16 protein-coding genes are annotated in these 15,158 nt (G+C 66.0%); 3 read left to right on the top strand and 13 right to left on the bottom strand.

Going from position 1 to position 15,158, the window contains the following annotated elements; genetic code table 11:
* Positions 1-134 precede the first annotated feature (134 nt).
* From EV665_RS22490 to EV665_RS22480, 3 genes are all read left to right on the top strand, one after another.
* Entirely contained in the window at positions 135-1,340 is a 1,206-nt protein-coding gene (locus EV665_RS22490) for an efflux RND transporter periplasmic adaptor subunit (RefSeq protein ID WP_133035773.1), read from the top strand.
* Between the two features lie 196 nt (positions 1,341-1,536).
* Positions 1,537-4,848: an efflux RND transporter permease subunit gene (locus tag EV665_RS22485; RefSeq protein WP_133035772.1), complete on the top strand. Its 3,312-nt coding sequence runs from the start codon at positions 1,537-1,539 to the stop codon at positions 4,846-4,848.
* Between the two features lie 149 nt (positions 4,849-4,997).
* Positions 4,998-5,678, top strand: a complete 681-nt coding sequence (locus tag EV665_RS22480; RefSeq protein ID WP_064331006.1) for a Crp/Fnr family transcriptional regulator — start codon at positions 4,998-5,000, stop codon at positions 5,676-5,678.
* Positions 5,679-5,699: 21 nt separating this feature from the next.
* On the opposite strand, the gene ureG is transcribed toward EV665_RS22480, so the two are convergent.
* The 13 genes from ureG to EV665_RS22415 form a co-directional block, all read right to left on the bottom strand.
* The gene (gene ureG, locus EV665_RS22475) at positions 5,700-6,311 is read right to left on the bottom strand and encodes an urease accessory protein UreG (protein WP_133035771.1); all 612 of its coding nucleotides are present in this window, start codon (positions 6,309-6,311) and stop codon (positions 5,700-5,702) included.
* Between the two features lie 94 nt (positions 6,312-6,405).
* Positions 6,406-7,077 carry an urease accessory protein UreF gene (locus tag EV665_RS22470; RefSeq protein ID WP_133035770.1) on the bottom strand — a complete coding sequence of 224 codons (672 nt, stop codon included), beginning with the start codon at positions 7,075-7,077 and terminating at the stop codon, positions 6,406-6,408.
* Positions 7,070-7,540 carry an urease accessory protein UreE gene (gene ureE, locus EV665_RS22465; protein WP_133035769.1) on the bottom strand — a complete coding sequence of 157 codons (471 nt, stop codon included), beginning with the start codon at positions 7,538-7,540 and terminating at the stop codon, positions 7,070-7,072. Before ureE ends, EV665_RS22470 begins: the two co-directional genes overlap by 8 nt.
* A gap of 105 nt (positions 7,541-7,645) precedes the next feature.
* Positions 7,646-8,479, bottom strand: coding sequence for a GGDEF domain-containing protein (locus EV665_RS22460; protein WP_133035768.1), 834 nt, complete (start codon positions 8,477-8,479; stop codon positions 7,646-7,648).
* Between the two features lie 141 nt (positions 8,480-8,620).
* Entirely contained in the window at positions 8,621-10,327 is a 1,707-nt protein-coding gene (gene ureC / locus EV665_RS22455; protein WP_133035767.1) for an urease subunit alpha, read from the bottom strand.
* Positions 10,328-10,329: 2 nt separating this feature from the next.
* On the bottom strand, positions 10,330-11,028 hold the full coding sequence (locus tag EV665_RS22450; protein WP_133035812.1) for a Urease operon accessory protein: 699 nt from the start codon (positions 11,026-11,028) through the stop codon (positions 10,330-10,332).
* 5 nt (positions 11,029-11,033) lie between these two features.
* A complete protein-coding gene (locus EV665_RS22445; RefSeq protein WP_133035766.1) occupies positions 11,034-11,468 on the bottom strand; it encodes a lysozyme inhibitor LprI family protein in 435 nt (144 codons plus the stop codon).
* A 1-nt stretch (position 11,469) separates the two neighbouring features.
* Complete coding sequence (locus EV665_RS22440; protein ID WP_133035765.1) at positions 11,470-11,775, bottom strand: urease subunit beta; 306 nt, start codon at positions 11,773-11,775, stop codon at positions 11,470-11,472.
* Positions 11,776-11,785: 10 nt separating this feature from the next.
* Positions 11,786-12,040, bottom strand: a complete 255-nt coding sequence (locus tag EV665_RS22435; RefSeq protein WP_133035764.1) for a DUF1272 domain-containing protein — start codon at positions 12,038-12,040, stop codon at positions 11,786-11,788.
* A gap of 4 nt (positions 12,041-12,044) precedes the next feature.
* Positions 12,045-12,347, bottom strand: coding sequence for an urease subunit gamma (locus tag EV665_RS22430; protein WP_064331014.1), 303 nt, complete (start codon positions 12,345-12,347; stop codon positions 12,045-12,047).
* Positions 12,348-12,444: 97 nt separating this feature from the next.
* Positions 12,445-13,296 (bottom strand): urease accessory protein UreD, encoded by an 852-nt coding sequence (locus EV665_RS22425; RefSeq protein ID WP_133035811.1) that lies wholly within the window; start codon positions 13,294-13,296, stop codon positions 12,445-12,447.
* Positions 13,297-13,504: 208 nt separating this feature from the next.
* The gene (locus EV665_RS22420; protein WP_064331015.1) at positions 13,505-14,623 is read right to left on the bottom strand and encodes a branched-chain amino acid ABC transporter substrate-binding protein; all 1,119 of its coding nucleotides are present in this window, start codon (positions 14,621-14,623) and stop codon (positions 13,505-13,507) included.
* Positions 14,624-14,735: 112 nt separating this feature from the next.
* Positions 14,736-15,080 (bottom strand): DUF6867 family protein, encoded by a 345-nt coding sequence (locus EV665_RS22415; RefSeq protein WP_064331016.1) that lies wholly within the window; start codon positions 15,078-15,080, stop codon positions 14,736-14,738.
* Between the last annotated feature and the right edge of the window lie 78 nt (positions 15,081-15,158).

The raw sequence follows: 15,158 nt of genomic DNA, 5'->3' as shown, positions 1-15,158 counted from the left end.
CGCAGCGGGAGCGTGGAGGAGCTGGGGAGCCGTTCCGTGTCCGCCATATAGCTAGGGAATAGGGTCCGGCAAGAACCTCAAGAACAACGTCCGGACCGAGATCATAATGTCATGCTTTTGGGAAAGTTCGGCCTATGGCTTCTGGACGCAGGAAAATACTCTCTTTTTCCGTCGCGACAATCTTGGCGGTGACCCCGCTTTTCGCCTTCGCCGCCGATCCGGCCGAAGGTGAAGCCGACAAGCAGCAGACACAAAACCTCCCGGCAATCGTCGTCACCGCCGCCGAGACGCGCGCCCTCGTCGACCGCGTGCTTGCCACCGGCTCGGTCCAGGCGGTCGAGGATGTCTATGTCACGCCGCTCGTCGACGGCCTTTCCATCCGCACGCTTGCCGCCGACGTCGGCGACCGGGTCGAGGCGGACGGCACGCTCGCCACGCTGAACGATGATGCGCTGGTTCTGCAGAAGAGCCAGACCGAGGCCTCGCTTGCCAAGGCGAATGCCGCCCTCGCGCAGATCCGGGCCCAGCTCGTCGAGGCCAAGGCAAATGCCGACGAGGCCGTGCGCGTCCGGGACCGGGCCCAGCGGCTCGTCAGGTCCGGCTCGCAGTCGCAGGCCGCCGTCGACCAGGCCGTCGCCGCTGCGGATGCGGCGCTCGCCCGCGTCAATTCCGCCGAACAGGCCATCGCCGTTTCCCAGGCCGACATCAAGGTCGCCCAGTCGCAGATCGACGATATCGACCTGAAGCTCGCCCGCACCGCGGTGAAGTCGCCGGTCGCCGGCATCGTCTCGGCCCGCACGGCCAAGGTCGGCGCCATCGCCAGCGGCGCCGCCGCACCGCTCTTCACCGTCATCCGCGACGGCGAGATCGAGCTGAAGGCCGACGTTTCCGAGGACGGCATCCTCAAGCTCGCACCGGGCCAGAAGGCGACCGTCACGCTCGCCGGCGGAGCCGCCACGCTCACCGGCACGATCCGTCTCATCGAGCCGACGCTCGACCCGCAAAGCCGCCTCGGCCGCGTCTATATCCGCTTCGACGAGCCCGGCAAGGCACGCGCCGGCATGTTCGCGAGCGCCGAAATCGTCGTCGAGGAGAAGCAGGGCATCGTGTTGCCGCTTTCCGCCGTCACGACCGCAGGCGGCAAGACGGTCGCCCGCAAGGTCGAGAACGGCGTGGTCACGCTGGTGCCGGTCGAGACCGGCATCCAGGACGGCCAGGTGATCGAGATCGTCAGCGGCCTTGCCGCCGGCGACGAGGTGGTTGCCAAGGCCGGCGCCTATGTGCGCGACGGCGACCGCGTCAATCCGGTGCATGCCGTGCAGGCCTCGGCCACGAAATGACATGAAGGCTCCGCTGTGGCGGAGCCGCTTCCGCCCAAGGCGGAAAATGCCGGGCTGGGGCGCCTGGTCGCATGGCGGGTGATCCGGGAAGGGGCCGGATGCCTGGAGCAGGTCCGGCCAAGGCGCGCCATGGTTTGCGCCCGGAACTGCAGGCACACATAAGAACGTCTGGTCTCTTACCGAGGACTTTGGGGACATGAATTTTTCAGCTTGGTCCATTCGCAATCCGATTGCGCCGCTGCTCGCATTCTTCCTGTTGATGTATGTCGGCATCCAGTCCTTCTATGCCCTGCCGATCACGCGCTTCCCCAATATCGACGTTCCCCTCATCGCCATCACCGTGGAACAGAGCGGTGCCGCCCCGGCCGAGCTGGAGGTCCAGGTCACCAAGGAGATCGAGGACGCGGTCGCCGGCATCGAGGGGGTCGACGACATCATGTCGACCGTCACCGACGGCAGTTCGGTCACCTCCGTGCTCTTCGAGATCGAGAAGCCGACCAACCAGGCGCTGCAGGACGTCAAGGACGCGATCGACCGCATCCGCAGCGACCTGCCGGCCTCCGTGGAAGAACCCGTCGTCACCAAGATCGACGTGGAAGGCCAGGCGATCCAGAGCTTTGCCGTCTCCTCGCCCAACATGACGCTCGAGGAGCTCTCCTGGTTCGTCGACGATAAGGTCAAGCGCGCCTTGCAGGGCCGGCCGGGCATCGGCAAGATCGACCGCTTCGGCGGCGCGGACCGCGAGGTGCGCATCGATCTCAATCCGGGCAAGCTCGATTCCTTCGGCATTTCCGCCGCCGACGTCAACCGGCAGATCCGCAGCATGAATGCCGATGTCGGCTCGGGCCGCGGCCAGGTCGCCGGCGCCGAGCAGGCGATCCGCACGCTCGGCGACGCCCGCTCCGTCGAAAAGCTCAACAGCACGATGATCGCCCTGCCGAACGGCCGCTTCGTGCGGCTCTCCGAGCTCGGCATGGTCACCGATACCTATGAGGAGCCGCGCTCCTTCTCGCGCTTCAACGGCAATCCGGTCGTCACCTTCGCCGTGTTCCGTTCGAAGGGCGCCAGCGAAGTGACGGTCGCCGAATCCGTCGCCACCTCGCTCGACACGGTGCGCAAGCAATATCCCGATGTCTCGATCGACCTCGTCGACGACGCCGTCTACTTCACCTACGGCAACTATGAAGCGGCGCTGCACACGCTGCTGGAAGGAGCCCTCCTCGCCGTCGCGGTCGTGCTGCTCTTCCTGCGCAACTGGCGGGCGACGCTGATCTCCGCCGTGGCGCTGCCGCTCTCGGCGATCCCCACCTTCTTCGTCATGGACATGCTCGGCTTCTCGCTGAACCTCGTCTCGTTCCTGGCGCTGACGCTGGCGACCGGCATCCTCGTCGACGACGCGATCGTGGAGATCGAGAACATCGCCCGGCATATCCGCATGGGCAAGACGCCCTACCGGGCCGCGATCGAGGCTGCCGACGAGATCGGCCTTGCCGTCATCGCGACGACCTTCACCATCATCGCAGTCTTCGTGCCGGTCTCCTTCATGCCGGGCATTCCGGGCCAGTACTTCATCCAGTTCGGCCTGACGGTCGCGGTGGCGGTGTTCTTCTCCCTTGCGGTGGCACGCCTCATCACCCCGGTGATGGCCGCCTATCTCATGCGCTCCGGCGATGCCGACGGCCATGGCGAGGAGAAGGAAGGCGCCTTCATGCGCTTCTATACCTGGCTGATCGGCAAGACGACGGGCACATGGTATGCCCGCTATGCGACGCTCTTTGCCGCCATCGCCTTCCTCGTCGGCTCGGTTATGCTGCTTTCCACCGTGCCCGGCAGCTTCCTGCCGCCGGAAGACGCCTCCCGCATCGTTCTCTCCGTCGAGCTGCCGCCGGATGCGATGCTTGACGATACCGACCGCACCACCACGCAGATCTATGAACGGATCAAGGGCATCGACGGCGTCGAAAGCGTCTTCGTGCTCGGCGGCTCCTCGCCGAAGGGCGACCTCGAACTGCGTCGCGCCTCGGTGACCGTCATCCTCGACAAGCTCGAACATTCCCTCACCCACAAGCTGGTGAACGACGTCGCCGGCCGGATCCCGGTCATCGGTCCCTATCTGCCGAAGGTGGAGGCGAAGGGCCGCCTGCGGCCGCAATGGGACATCGAGCGGGAGATCTTCGCGGACCTGCGCGACATTCCGGACGTGCGCATCATCAAGCTCAACGATCGCGGCGAACGCGACCTTGCCTTCAACCTCCTGTCCAACAACGAGGCGGACCTCAACAACACCGTCGCCGTGCTGGAATCGAAGCTGCGCGCCGATCCGGTTCTGGCCAATGTCAGCTCCGAAGGCTCGCTGCCGCGGCCGGAACTGCAGATCCGCCCGCGGGACGACCAGATGGCCCGCCTCGGCATCACCACGGCGCAGATCTCGGAAATCGTGCGCGTCGCCACGATCGGCGACATCGATTCCCAGCTCAGCAAGGTCTCGCTGGACGATCGCCTGATCCCGATCCGCGTTCAGGTCGACCGCACGTTCCGTGCCGACCTCTCGGCCATCCGCAACCTGAAGATCCAGACGGCGAGCGGTCAGATCGTGCCGCTGTCGAGCGTCGCCGACATCGACTATTCAGAAGGCCCGAGCTCGGTGAAGCGGCACAACCGCAACCGCGTCGTCTCGGTCGGTTCAGACCTCAAGCAGGGCGTGGCGCTCGACACGGCCACCGCCCGCTTCAAGGAGATCGCCAACAGCATCGACATGCCGCCGACCGTGCAGTTCGCCGAGAGCGGCGATGCCGAGATCCAGGCGGAAATGCAGCAGTCCTTCGCCAATGCCATGCTGCTCGGCCTGCTGCTCGTGCTGATGGTGCTGATCCTGCTTTTCAAGGACGTGATCCAGCCGTTCACGATCCTTCTGTCGCTGCCGCTCGCCATCGGCGGCGTGGCCGCCGGCCTGATCCTGACGCAGAACGCGCTGTCCATGCCCGTCCTCATCGGCATCCTCATGCTGATGGGCATCGTGACAAAGAACGCCATCCTGCTCGTCGACTTCGCCATCGAGATGATGCACCACGGCATGGAGCGGGTGCACGCGATGATCGAGGCCGGCCGCAAGCGCGCCCGCCCCATCGTCATGACCTCCATCGCCATGTCGGCGGGCATGCTGCCCTCGGCGCTCGGCGTCGGCGAAGGCGGCTCCTTCCGCTCGCCCATGGCGATCGCCGTCATCGGCGGCATCATCGTCTCGACGGTGCTCTCGCTCGTCGTCGTGCCGTCCTTCTTCCTCATCATGGACGATCTGTCCCGCCTGCTCGCCTGGACCTTCGGCCGCTTCGTCGGCAAGAAGGACGATGAATTGCTGGCCATGGAGCCGGAAGCGCTGACCCGCCTTGCCGATCAGACCAGCCGCGATGTCGCCGATCTCGAAAAGCGCATCGAGGCGCTCGAGAAGAAGAACGGCGGGCGAAAACCGTTCAACGTGGTGCATCACTCGCCGCTCGCCGCGGAATAGTCGCCAGGCGAAACAAACGGCCGGTCCGACAGGCGTCGAACCGGCCGTTTTCGCGTTCATTGATCGAAATCAAATAAGACTTCCCCTTCCTCGACTATCGTTCTTTCATCGAAGACCGATGATGCCTGCGGGAGCATGGAGTGAGATCGATGAACAGGCTGATGAAACCCGGTGCCCGGGAGCGGGAAACCCTGCTGAATTCCGGCCTCCTGTCCGCCCTTGGCGTGGAGAGCGTGGCGGCGATGATGGAGATAGCGGCCATCGGAAACCTGCCGCCGCGTCAGTTGCTGTTTCGCGAGGGTGAGCCGGCGGACATGCTGCATTCCGTTCTCTCCGGCTATGTGCGCGTCTACAAGCTCGACCCGGACGGCCGGGAAGCGGATGTGGAGCTCTACGGTCCCGGCGACCTGATCGGCGCCAGCGTCGTGCTCGACGGCGGCCGCTACGGGGCAACCGCCCAGGCCGCCGAACCCTCCCTCATCGCCCGTTTCGACCTGAAGCGCGTGCGCGACATCGCCGGGCGGCGACCGGATCTGGCGATGGCGCTCGCCAATGCGCTGACCGGCCAGCTGGCGCGGGCCTTTGCCAGCCTTGCCGACGACCGCCTGCACACCGCGCCGCAGCGCGTGGCGCGCTACCTGCTCGCCCAGTGCCCGGTAGACAAGGCCACCAGCTTCCGCCTGCCCTACCAGAAGAGCCTGCTTGCGGGCAAACTCGGCCTTGCGCCCGAGGCGCTGTCGCGCGCCTTCTCCATGCTGCGGGGCCATGGCGTCAATGTCCGCGGGCGCCTCGTCCATATCGGCGACCCCGACGCCCTTCGCCGGATCTGAAATACCGTAGCCGGGGCGGGATCAGAGCCCGCCCTCGACGCGCAGGAAGTCGACGATTCGTCCGACGCCCTCCCCCCGCTTCATATCGGAAAAGACGAAGGGCCGGGCGGCGCGCATGCGTTCGGCGTCGCGCTGCATGATATCGAGATCGGCCCCGACATGGGGGGCGAGGTCCTTCTTGTTGATGACGAGCAGGTCCGAGCGCGTGATGCCCGGCCCGCCCTTGCGCGGGATTTCCTCCCCCTGGCAGACCGAGATGACATAGATCGTCAGGTCCGCAAGATCGGGCGAGAAGGTGGCGGCCAGGTTGTCGCCGCCCGATTCGATGAACACCACGTCGAGATCGGGGAACCGCTGGTTGAGGTCGGCAATGGCCTGGAGGTTGATCGAGGCGTCCTCGCGGATCGCCGTATGCGGGCAGCCGCCCGTCTCGACGCCGACGATGCGGTCCGACGGCAGCGCCTGCATGCGCACCAGCGCCTCGGCATCCTCCTTCGTGTAGATGTCGTTGGTGACGACGGCGACGGAATAGTGCTCGCGCATCGCCTTGCAGAGCTTTTCGGTAAGCGCCGTCTTGCCCGAGCCGACGGGACCGCCGATGCCGACGCGCAGGGGACCGTTCTTCGATGTCATGGGAAACCTCCGGAAGATCCGGGATGGCCGGCCGGGAACACCGCCACCCCGTCATTGAAAATCTGCGCCGCGCCGCGGGCCGCCGCAAGCGCCATCATGAGCGGAACAGCCGCGTCGCCAGCGTCTCGTGCCGCAGGCTGGCGATATCCGCCCGGATGGTGGCCGAGCCGAGATCGTCGAGCGTCGAGCGGGCGGCGGCCGATGCAAGCGTGAGGATCGGTTCCTCCAGCTCGGCCAGCAGCGCCACGCCGCCCCGCTGGCCGACGACGCCGCAGCGGATGGCGACCGAGACGAGGTTCGAGGCGACCGCGTGCAGATAGGCGGTAAGCGCCGCCTCGGCCGCAATGCCATGGCCGCCCGAAACGGCGCCGACGGCCACCGGATAGGCAGCCGCGGCCCCGAGCGCCACCAGCACCGGATGCGGCCAGCTCGCCGCGGCGGCGAGGAAGGCCTCGCCCTGCAGCATGGTCTCGCGATGCCGCTCCGCCGAACCGGACAGCGCCTCCGCGAGTTCAGCGACCGCCGCCAGCCGCCCGGCATCCCCACAGCCGCGATGCGCCTCGGCGAACAGCACCGCGTCGTTCCAGAGATTGCCATGCGCCAGAAGGCTCGAAAGCCAAGCGCCGAGCGTTTCCGCATCCCTGACATCGCCGTCGTCCACCACCTGTTCCAGGCCGCCGGAATAGGAGAAGGCGCCGACCGGAAAGGCCGGCGAGAGCCAGGTCATCAGGCGCAGCAGCGCCGCGGGCGACGCCATGTCAGCCATGGCCGTGGTGGTGGTGTCCGTGTCCCGTGCCGTGATAGGCGCCGCGTAGCGGATGGAAGGGTTCGACGACGTCCCGCACCGCAGCGCCAAGCCCCGTCAGCATGTCGCGGATGACATGGTCGCGCAGGATGAGGATACGGGCGTCCTCGATCTGCGCCGGCAAGTGCCGGTTGCCGAGGTGCCAGGCAAGCTCGACGAGATGCAACCGATCCTTCGGCGTCACCTCATAGAGTTCCTCCGCGGCGGCGATGACCTCGATCACCTCGCCTGCTTCGGTGAGCAGGAGATCGCCGTGGGCAAGCTGCACCGGCTCCTTGAGATCGAGCATCACGACATCGTCGCTGCGCATGTGCAGCAGCTTTCGGCGCACATGGCGCTGGTCATGCGCGAGCACGACGACATCGATGGGCGTGCGGGTACCGCCGGTTCCGTGCGGCAGGATTTCCGTGGAGCGATGGGGCAAGGGGCGGCCTCGGGTCTGATGGATCAAGTGCCGCCGACAAAAGCATGTTTGCCCTGCCAAGGAAACCGCCGAAGCACGGCATACGTCATTTGGCGTAGGCCGTCGTCAGCGCCGGCGCCCGCCGGCCGCGACGCGGCGGCTCGGCTCCAGCAGCCCCTCGCCCTCGTCCTCGTGGATCGTCCGGTCGCGGCCGAGCGACTTGGCGAGATAGAGCGCCCGATCCGCGGCCTCGAAGACCGCCTCGAACCGCCGGCCGACGGGCCGGTCGGCGATACCGGCCGACAGCGTGATGCCGAGCGGACCCTTGGCGCCCGTGACCCGGCGCGCGGCAACGGAACGGCGCGCTTCCTCCACCAGCAGGCTGCAATCCCCGCGGTCGTCGTTCTCGATAAAGACGGCGAATTCCTCGCCGCCCAGGCGCCCGACGAGATGGGGGGACGCGAACACCCGCTCCAGCTCCTCCGCGACGGCGACGATGACGGCATCTCCCACCGCATGGCCATGCACGTCGTTGACGAGCTTGAACCGGTCGACATCGAACAGCACGAAGAAACCGTTGAGCTTCTTCTCCGCCATATCCTCGATGAAGGCCCGCCGGTTCAGCAGGCCCGACAGCGAATCCAGCCGGCTGAGCCGCTCGAACTTGGCGCGCGACAGCGCCATTTCATGGATCGCCATTCCCATAAGCCAGGCGATCAGGGCCGATACGCTCGCCGCGATCAGCACCGTCGTGGGGGTGCCGAAACTGAGGGCAGAGGCAAAGGGATAGGGGAGAAGATGGAAATTCGCGAGGATTGCCGCGACCATCAGATAGGCCGCGGTGGCGAGCGTGATGGCCACCAGGACGGTGTTCAGCACGAACATCGAAATATCGGCCCGTGTCTGGAAGACACCCGCCTCCCACTGGGCCCTCAGCCAAAGGGCCAGCCTGCCACGCATAAATCTCTCCACAATGAACAAGGAGACCCTACGGCACTTTCTTTCAGATTCAGCTAATACCTTCGCTAGAAGTTTAACTGCCTCGTTTTGAAACTTCCGTTAAGGAATTTTGCGGGAAGGCCGGGCCGGCTGCACGAGCGCCTAAAAAAGGAAGTAGCGCTGCGCCATGGGCAGCACGGTCGCGGGCTCGCAGGTCAGCAATTCGCCGTCGGCCCGCACCTCGTAGGTCTCCGGGTCCACCTCGATATGCGGCGTCAGGTCGTTCAGCACCATCGAGGCCTTGGAGATGGCGCGGGTATTGCGCACCGGCAGGAGCTGCTTGGCGACGCCGAGGCGCTCGCGCAGGCCGAGATCGATCGCCGCCTGCGAGACGAAGGTGACGGAGGAATTGGTGCGCATCTTGCCGAAGGCGCCGAACATCGGGCGGTAGTGCACCGGCTGCGGCGTCGGGATCGAGGCGTTCGGGTCGCCCATCGGCGCCATGGCGATCACCCCGCCGAGCAGCACCATGTCCGGCTTCACGCCGAAGAAGGCCGGATTCCACAGCACGAGGTCCGCCCGCTTGCCGACCTCGATCGAGCCGATCTCGTGGCTGAGGCCATGGGCGATCGCCGGGTTGATCGTGTATTTCGCGATATAGCGGCGGATGCGCAGGTTGTCGTTCTCGCCCGTCTCGCCGGCAAGGCGACCGCGCTGGCGCTTCATCTTGTCGGCGGTCTGCCATGTGCGGATCGCCACTTCCCCGACGCGGCCCATCGCCTGGCTGTCGGACGAGATGATCGAGAAGGCGCCGATATCGTGCAGGATGTCCTCCGCCGCGATCGTCTCCTTGCGGATGCGGCTCTCGGCAAAGGCGATGTCTTCCGGGATCGACGCCGACAGGTGATGGCAGACCATCAGCATGTCGAGATGCTCGGCGATCGTGTTGACCGTGTAGGGCCGCGTCGGGTTGGTCGAGGACGGGATGACATTGGCATGGCCGCAAACCTTGATGATATCCGGCGCATGCCCGCCGCCTGCCCCCTCGGTGTGGAAGGCATGGATGGTGCGGCCCCTGATGGCGGCCATCGTGTCCTCGACGAAGCCGCTTTCGTTCAGCGTGTCCGTATGGATCATCACCTGCACGTCGTAGTCGTCGGCGACGGAAAGGCAGCAGTCGATCGCCGCCGGCGTCGTGCCCCAATCCTCGTGCAGTTTCAGCGCGGAGGCCCCGGCCTTCACCATTTCCTCGATGGCCGCCGGCAGCGAGGCATTGCCCTTGCCGGCGAGCGCCAGGTTCATCGGAAAGGCATCGAAACTCTCGATCATGCGCTCGATATGCCAGGCGCCGGTGCAGGTGGTGGCGAGCGTGCCATGCGCCGGGCCGGTGCCGCCGCCGAGCATCATGGTGATGCCGCTCGCCAGCGCCTCCTCGATCTGCTGCGGGCAGATATAGTGGATATGGGCATCCATGCCGCCCGCCGTGAGGATCTTGCCCTCGCCCGCGATCACCTCCGTCGAGGGACCGACGATGATGGTGACGCCGGGCTGCGTATCGGGATTGCCCGCCTTGCCGAGGGCGGCGATGCGGCCGTCCTTCAGGCCCACATCGGCCTTGAAGATGCCGGTATGGTCGATGACCAGCGCATTGGTGATGACCGTATCGACGGCCCCTTCGGCACGCGTCGCCTGGCTCTGGCCCATGCCGTCGCGGATGACCTTGCCGCCGCCGAACTTCACCTCGTCGCCATAGGTGGTGAAGTCCTTTTCCACCTCGGCGAAGAGTTCGGTATCGGCAAGGCGCACCCTGTCGCCGATGGTCGGGCCGAACATGTTGGCATAGGCGGCGCGGGACATTCTGTAGGACATGGTCAGCTTCCCCGGGAGACAGGAGTCGTGTTCATATGGTCTGGAGCCTTGCCGGCCGGAGCGGCATCGCTCCGGCGTCGGGAATGCTCCAGTCGATCGAGGCGGCCGGCGGCGACCTGGGCATCCACCCAGCGCCGTTCCGCGGCAAAGGGGTGCCATTGCCAGCCCTCATGGCCGAAGCCGGCGATGGAGACGCGTTCGCCCGCCTTCGCGACGCTGTCGAACACATGGGCGATGACGATCAGCCCGGAGCTCGGCACCACATAGGGCGGCGGGTCGAAGGCGGCCAAGGCCGCATCGAGCGCATGGTGCACCGCGGCCGGGATCACAGCGAGCCGCCGGCCGGTGGCGCGCGCGAACGTCTCGAAGCCGAGCGTGTAATCGTCGCAGAAATCGTCGAGATCGGGATGGCTCTCGGCAAGGGCCGGGCGCATGGCGGCGAACATTTCCGCCGTCCGCACGCACCAGATCTCGCGCGCCTGCCGCACGGCGGCACTCGTCTTCCACCGTCCGCCGCCCAGCATCGCCAGGGCCGGACGGCCGGTGTTGCAGACGGCGACGATGTCGGTCCGTTCGCCGCCGCGCCCCATGGAGCGGCAGTCGTTGAAGCGGATCACGACATCGGCGGCATCGATCGTCTCGGCGAGCCCTTCGGGCACGGGACCGTTTCCGACGATGGCGATCCTGCGCGACACCGCCAGCCTCCTCAATTTCCGGAGATCGCGGAGACGGCCTTCAGTTCGGCCGTGCGCTTGCGTGTCAGATCGGCAAGGCAGCCGGAGACCAGCATCGGCTCCATCGAGCCGCCGCGTGCCTCGAAGCCGGCCAGTTCGCACTGGCCGTCCCGGTAGCCGATCCAGGCGCGCTGGGCGCGCTTCAGCGCATCGACGGCGCCGACATAGTGCTCGCCCATCTCCCCGGCCTGTTCGTCCATCTCGCGTGCCGCGGCCATGGCCGCCTTGTAGGCGGCATTCAGCTCGCCGTCGGCAGCCTGGTAGTCGCGGTCGGCGCAGATGTTCATCTCGATCTGCGCCTGGGCGTTATCGCAATCGACCTCCGGCTCGCCGTCCTGGGCGACGGCCAGCGGGGCGGAGAGCAGAAGAAACGCCGCGGCAAGTAGGAGGCGGAAGCGCGTCACCATGTCAGAGCTTCCCCATCACACCCTGGCGGAAACCGTAGATCTCGCGCTTGCCGGCAAAGGGGACGAGATGGACCGTGCGGGTCTGTCCCGGCTCGAAGCGCACCGCCGTGCCGGCGGGGATGTCGAGGCGCAGGCCCCGCGTCTTCTCCCGGTCGAAGGCGAGGCCCGGATTGGTCTCGTAGAAATGGTAGTGGCTGCCAACCTGGATCGGCCTGTCACCGGTATTGGAAACGTCGAAGGTGGTGACTGGCAGGCCGGCATTGAGTTCGATATCGCCTGAAGCGGCGATGACTTCACCCGGAATCATGGCTCTTTCCTCACGCTGCTGCAGCCGGCCCGCAGCCTTCGGCTTTCAGGACCCGCCTGGTGGATGCCGGATATTTTGCGAGCAGTGCCGCGGGCCGGATCGGCCGGCGCACGAAGTCGCCGCCGCAGTTCGGGCAGACACCGCCCAGAACGGTCGTCACGCAATCGGCGCAGAAGGTGCATTCGAACGTGCAGATCATCGCCTGCGGGCTTTCCGGCGGCAGGTCGCAGTCGCAGCATTCGCAGTTCGGTCGAAGGTCCAGCATGGTCTCACCTGATCGGTTCGTGCACGGTCACGAGCTTCGTGCCGTCGGGAAAGGTCGCCTCGACCTGGATGTCGTGGATCATCTCGGGAATGCCCTCCATCACCTGGTCGCGCGTCAGCACATGGGCGCCCGCCTCCATCAACTCGGCGACGGCCCGGCCGTCGCGCGCGCCCTCGACGACGAAATCGGTGATCAGCGCGATCGCCTCGGGATGGTTGAGCTTCACGCCGCGCTCCAGCCGCTTGCGCGCCACGATCGCCGCCATGGCGATCAGCAGTTTGTCCTTTTCGCGGGGGGTCAGGTTCATGGGCGGTCCATCGCTTGATTCCTATCGTGCGATACTAAGCAGGGGTTTCGCGCGCACGACATACGCAAAACAGGAACCCGGCGCGAAACCGCGCGGATCAGAGAGTCCAGACTTTCGGCACGCCAGCGCCACCACGCAAGTGCGAAATGATCGGGATGAGCTTTTTTCTGAGCGCAAAGCCATCGGGCGCGACGAGCCGCAGGACCAGCTTGTCCTGCCACTGGCTTGCGCCGCCCTCCCCATCGGCCAAAAGCCGGCGCAGCGGCGCCAGATGCGCCTCGGCAGCCCGGCCGCAGAAGAGCACGGTCGCGAAGGCACGGGCGCCGGCCAGCACCGCCCCCTCGCCCGCCAGCGTCGCAACCTCGCCGGCAAGGGCGGTTTCCTCCGCATGGACCAGCCGGCCGGCGCGGCGGATGCGCCAGCGATCGCGGAAAAGCCCCGTCTCCATCCGCTCCCCCATCGCCTTTCGGCCGAGCAGGATGGCCTCGACCGCGAGGAACGTGGCGTCCTCGGCAAGATCCACCTCCAGCCGGCGGCCGAGCACCGCCCGATTGAAAAGAATGGTCTCCTGCGGCAGCCAGTCGACCCGCGCGCCCGCGCCGACGGCAATGCGGGTTTCGACCGTCGCCGTAGCGGCATGCGCCTTGTAGGCCCGTTCGCAGGCCTGCGTCGTCGCCGTCAGGCGCGTTCCGGCACGGGCCTCCAGGTCCCAGGCGATATGGTCCCCGCCGGTGAGCCCGCCGGCCGTGTTGATCAGCACCGCCTCCATCGTACCGTCGAAGGTCTTCGGCAAGCGTATCTTGGCGCAGCCATCCTGGAAGAGCACGTCAAGCCGCGTGCCGTCGGCAGAGGCCTTCGCAGCCAGCCGCCCATGTCCGCGCGCGCGCTGGAGGCGCCCGGAAAGAGCGTTGCCTTCATGACCAGATGGTGGTTCCGCATAGACGTTCATGGCATTCGATACCGGATGTTGGGACATGGGCCGCGCCCGGTCATCCCTTGTTGCACGTTCCATCAGGGCGCCCTGCCGCGCAAGCCCTGCCCGACGCCACATCGCCGTCGCAAAGTCCGGCCGGCGACAAAAAAGCCCGGCACGAAGGCCGGGCTCAAGGTCGAGCGGCCGGGCGGCGTGCAATGCGCCGCCCGTTCCGTCGGAACGATTATTCGTTCTCCACGTAGGTGTACTTGCCGTCTTCACCCTTCTTCCAGGTGTACATGACGTAGTCCGGACGGGTGATGTCACCCTTTTCGTCGAAGCCGAGCTCGCCGATCGCGGTCTGGAACGGACCGTTGGCCTTGATGGCTTCGGCGATTGCCTGCGGGTCGGTGCCGCCGGCAGACTTGGCGCCTTCAGCGATGACCTGAACGGCAGCATACGCATAGAGCGTGTAGGCTTCCGGCTCGAAGCCGGCAGCGCGGAACTTCTCGACGAGATCCTTGGCGGCCTCGTTCTTGCGCGGATCGGGAGCGAAGGTCATCAGCGTGCCGTCGACGGCGTCGCCGGCGATGGAGGCCAGTTCGTTCGAAACGATGCCGTCGCCCGAGATGAAGGTGGCCTTCAGGCCCTGGTCGGCGGACTGGCGCTCGATGAGGCCGAACTCGGTGTGCAGGCCGCCCCAGTAGACGACCGTTACGCCGGCTTCCTTCATCTTCGCGATGAGAGCGGAGAAGTCCTTGTCGCCGACATTGACGCCTTCATAGATGGCTTCGGTGATGCCGGCTTCGTTCGTCGCCTTCTTGGTTTCGTCGGCAAGGCCCTGGCCGTACGGCGTCTTGTCGTGGAGGACGGCGACCTTGGCATCCTTGAAGTTCGCCGCGATGAAAGCGCCTGCGACGGCACCCTGCTGGTCGTCACGGCCGCACACGCGGAACGTGTTCCAAAGGCCGCGCTCGGTATAGGTCGGGTTGGTCGAGGCCGGGGAAACCTGCAGCACGCCGTTTTCAGCGTAGATTTCGGATGCCGGGATGGAAACGCCCGAGTTGAAGTGGCCGACCACGAACTTCACGCCGTCGGCAACGAACTTGTTGGCGACCGAAACGCCCTGCTTCGGATCGGAAACGTCGTCGCCGAGCACGATCTTGACCTGCTCGCCATTGATGCCACCGGCTGCGTTGATGTCGGCAGCGGCCTGCTCGGCACCCTTCTGAAGCTGCGCGCCGAAGGCGGCGTTCGGGCCGGTCAGCGGGCCGCCGACGCCGATCAGGATGTCGGCCCAGGCGCTGCCGCTGAAGGCGACCATTGCAGCCAAAGCAACAGCCGACATGAGAGACTTCTTCATATTGTTACTCCCAAATTTAAAAGCGGGCTCGTTTCAACCGGTCGCAACACCCGCATCATTGCGCCGATATCGTTATGCCGCGCCCGAAAACCGGGCGCGGGCTTCCCTCTGGTTATTTCGCTTTCCAGGAAAAGGGCGATGCCTTTTCATAGAGCCAGTAGTAGTTGTTGGTCATCTGCCGCGTGCGGTAATAGCGGTAGCCGAGCGTAGCAAACAACAAAAGCACGACGGTGTCCACGACATAGTATTGCACCGTCAGCATGGTGCCGTGGAACAGCGCGTGGTGGATGAAACGGATCGCCCCGCCGAGCAGAAGCACGTAAATCACCAGCGTCGTGTAGCTCTGCCAGTTCTCGGCGACGCTCTTTCCCGTGCGCCAGGCCGTCCAGCCGCCCATGATGACGGTGATGAACAGGAACTGCCAGATCGACGGTTCTTCGTAGAGAATTCCCTGCATAATACATACTCCCCTTACAGGGCCGTGCCTCCCGCAGGATATGCGCCAGCCGCCGTAAAACCTAGGATCGGCGCAGGA

The sequence above is a fragment of the Shinella granuli genome (assembly GCF_004341885.1).
GTDB lineage: Bacteria > Pseudomonadota > Alphaproteobacteria > Rhizobiales > Rhizobiaceae > Shinella > Shinella granuli.
Note: the sequence above shows the minus strand (reverse complement) of the source record. Positions and strands in the feature narration are given on the sequence as shown.

Bases quoted from the DNA above. Each gene is read 5' to 3' on its own strand.
- EV665_RS22425 (WP_133035811.1), bottom strand. From the start codon at position 13,296: ATGAACGTCTATGCGGAACCACCATCTGGTCATGAAGGCAACGCTCTT.
- EV665_RS22470 (WP_133035770.1), bottom strand. From the start codon at position 7,077: ATGGCTGACATGGCGTCGCCCGCGGCGCTGCTGCGCCTGATGACCTGG.
- EV665_RS22440 (WP_133035765.1), bottom strand. From the start codon at position 11,775: ATGATTCCGGGTGAAGTCATCGCCGCTTCAGGCGATATCGAACTCAAT.
- EV665_RS22480 (WP_064331006.1), top strand. From the start codon at position 4,998: ATGAACAGGCTGATGAAACCCGGTGCCCGGGAGCGGGAAACCCTGCTG.
- EV665_RS22430 (WP_064331014.1), bottom strand. From the start codon at position 12,347: ATGAACCTGACCCCCCGCGAAAAGGACAAACTGCTGATCGCCATGGCG.
- EV665_RS22460 (WP_133035768.1), bottom strand. From the start codon at position 8,479: ATGCGTGGCAGGCTGGCCCTTTGGCTGAGGGCCCAGTGGGAGGCGGGT.
- EV665_RS22415 (WP_064331016.1), bottom strand. From the start codon at position 15,080: ATGCAGGGAATTCTCTACGAAGAACCGTCGATCTGGCAGTTCCTGTTC.
- ureG (WP_133035771.1), bottom strand. From the start codon at position 6,311: ATGACATCGAAGAACGGTCCCCTGCGCGTCGGCATCGGCGGTCCCGTC.
- EV665_RS22420 (WP_064331015.1), bottom strand. From the start codon at position 14,623: ATGAAGAAGTCTCTCATGTCGGCTGTTGCTTTGGCTGCAATGGTCGCC.
- EV665_RS22485 (WP_133035772.1), top strand. From the start codon at position 1,537: ATGAATTTTTCAGCTTGGTCCATTCGCAATCCGATTGCGCCGCTGCTC.
- ureC (WP_133035767.1), bottom strand. From the start codon at position 10,327: ATGTCCTACAGAATGTCCCGCGCCGCCTATGCCAACATGTTCGGCCCG.
- EV665_RS22445 (WP_133035766.1), bottom strand. From the start codon at position 11,468: ATGGTGACGCGCTTCCGCCTCCTACTTGCCGCGGCGTTTCTTCTGCTC.
- EV665_RS22490 (WP_133035773.1), top strand. From the start codon at position 135: ATGGCTTCTGGACGCAGGAAAATACTCTCTTTTTCCGTCGCGACAATC.
- EV665_RS22435 (WP_133035764.1), bottom strand. From the start codon at position 12,040: ATGCTGGACCTTCGACCGAACTGCGAATGCTGCGACTGCGACCTGCCG.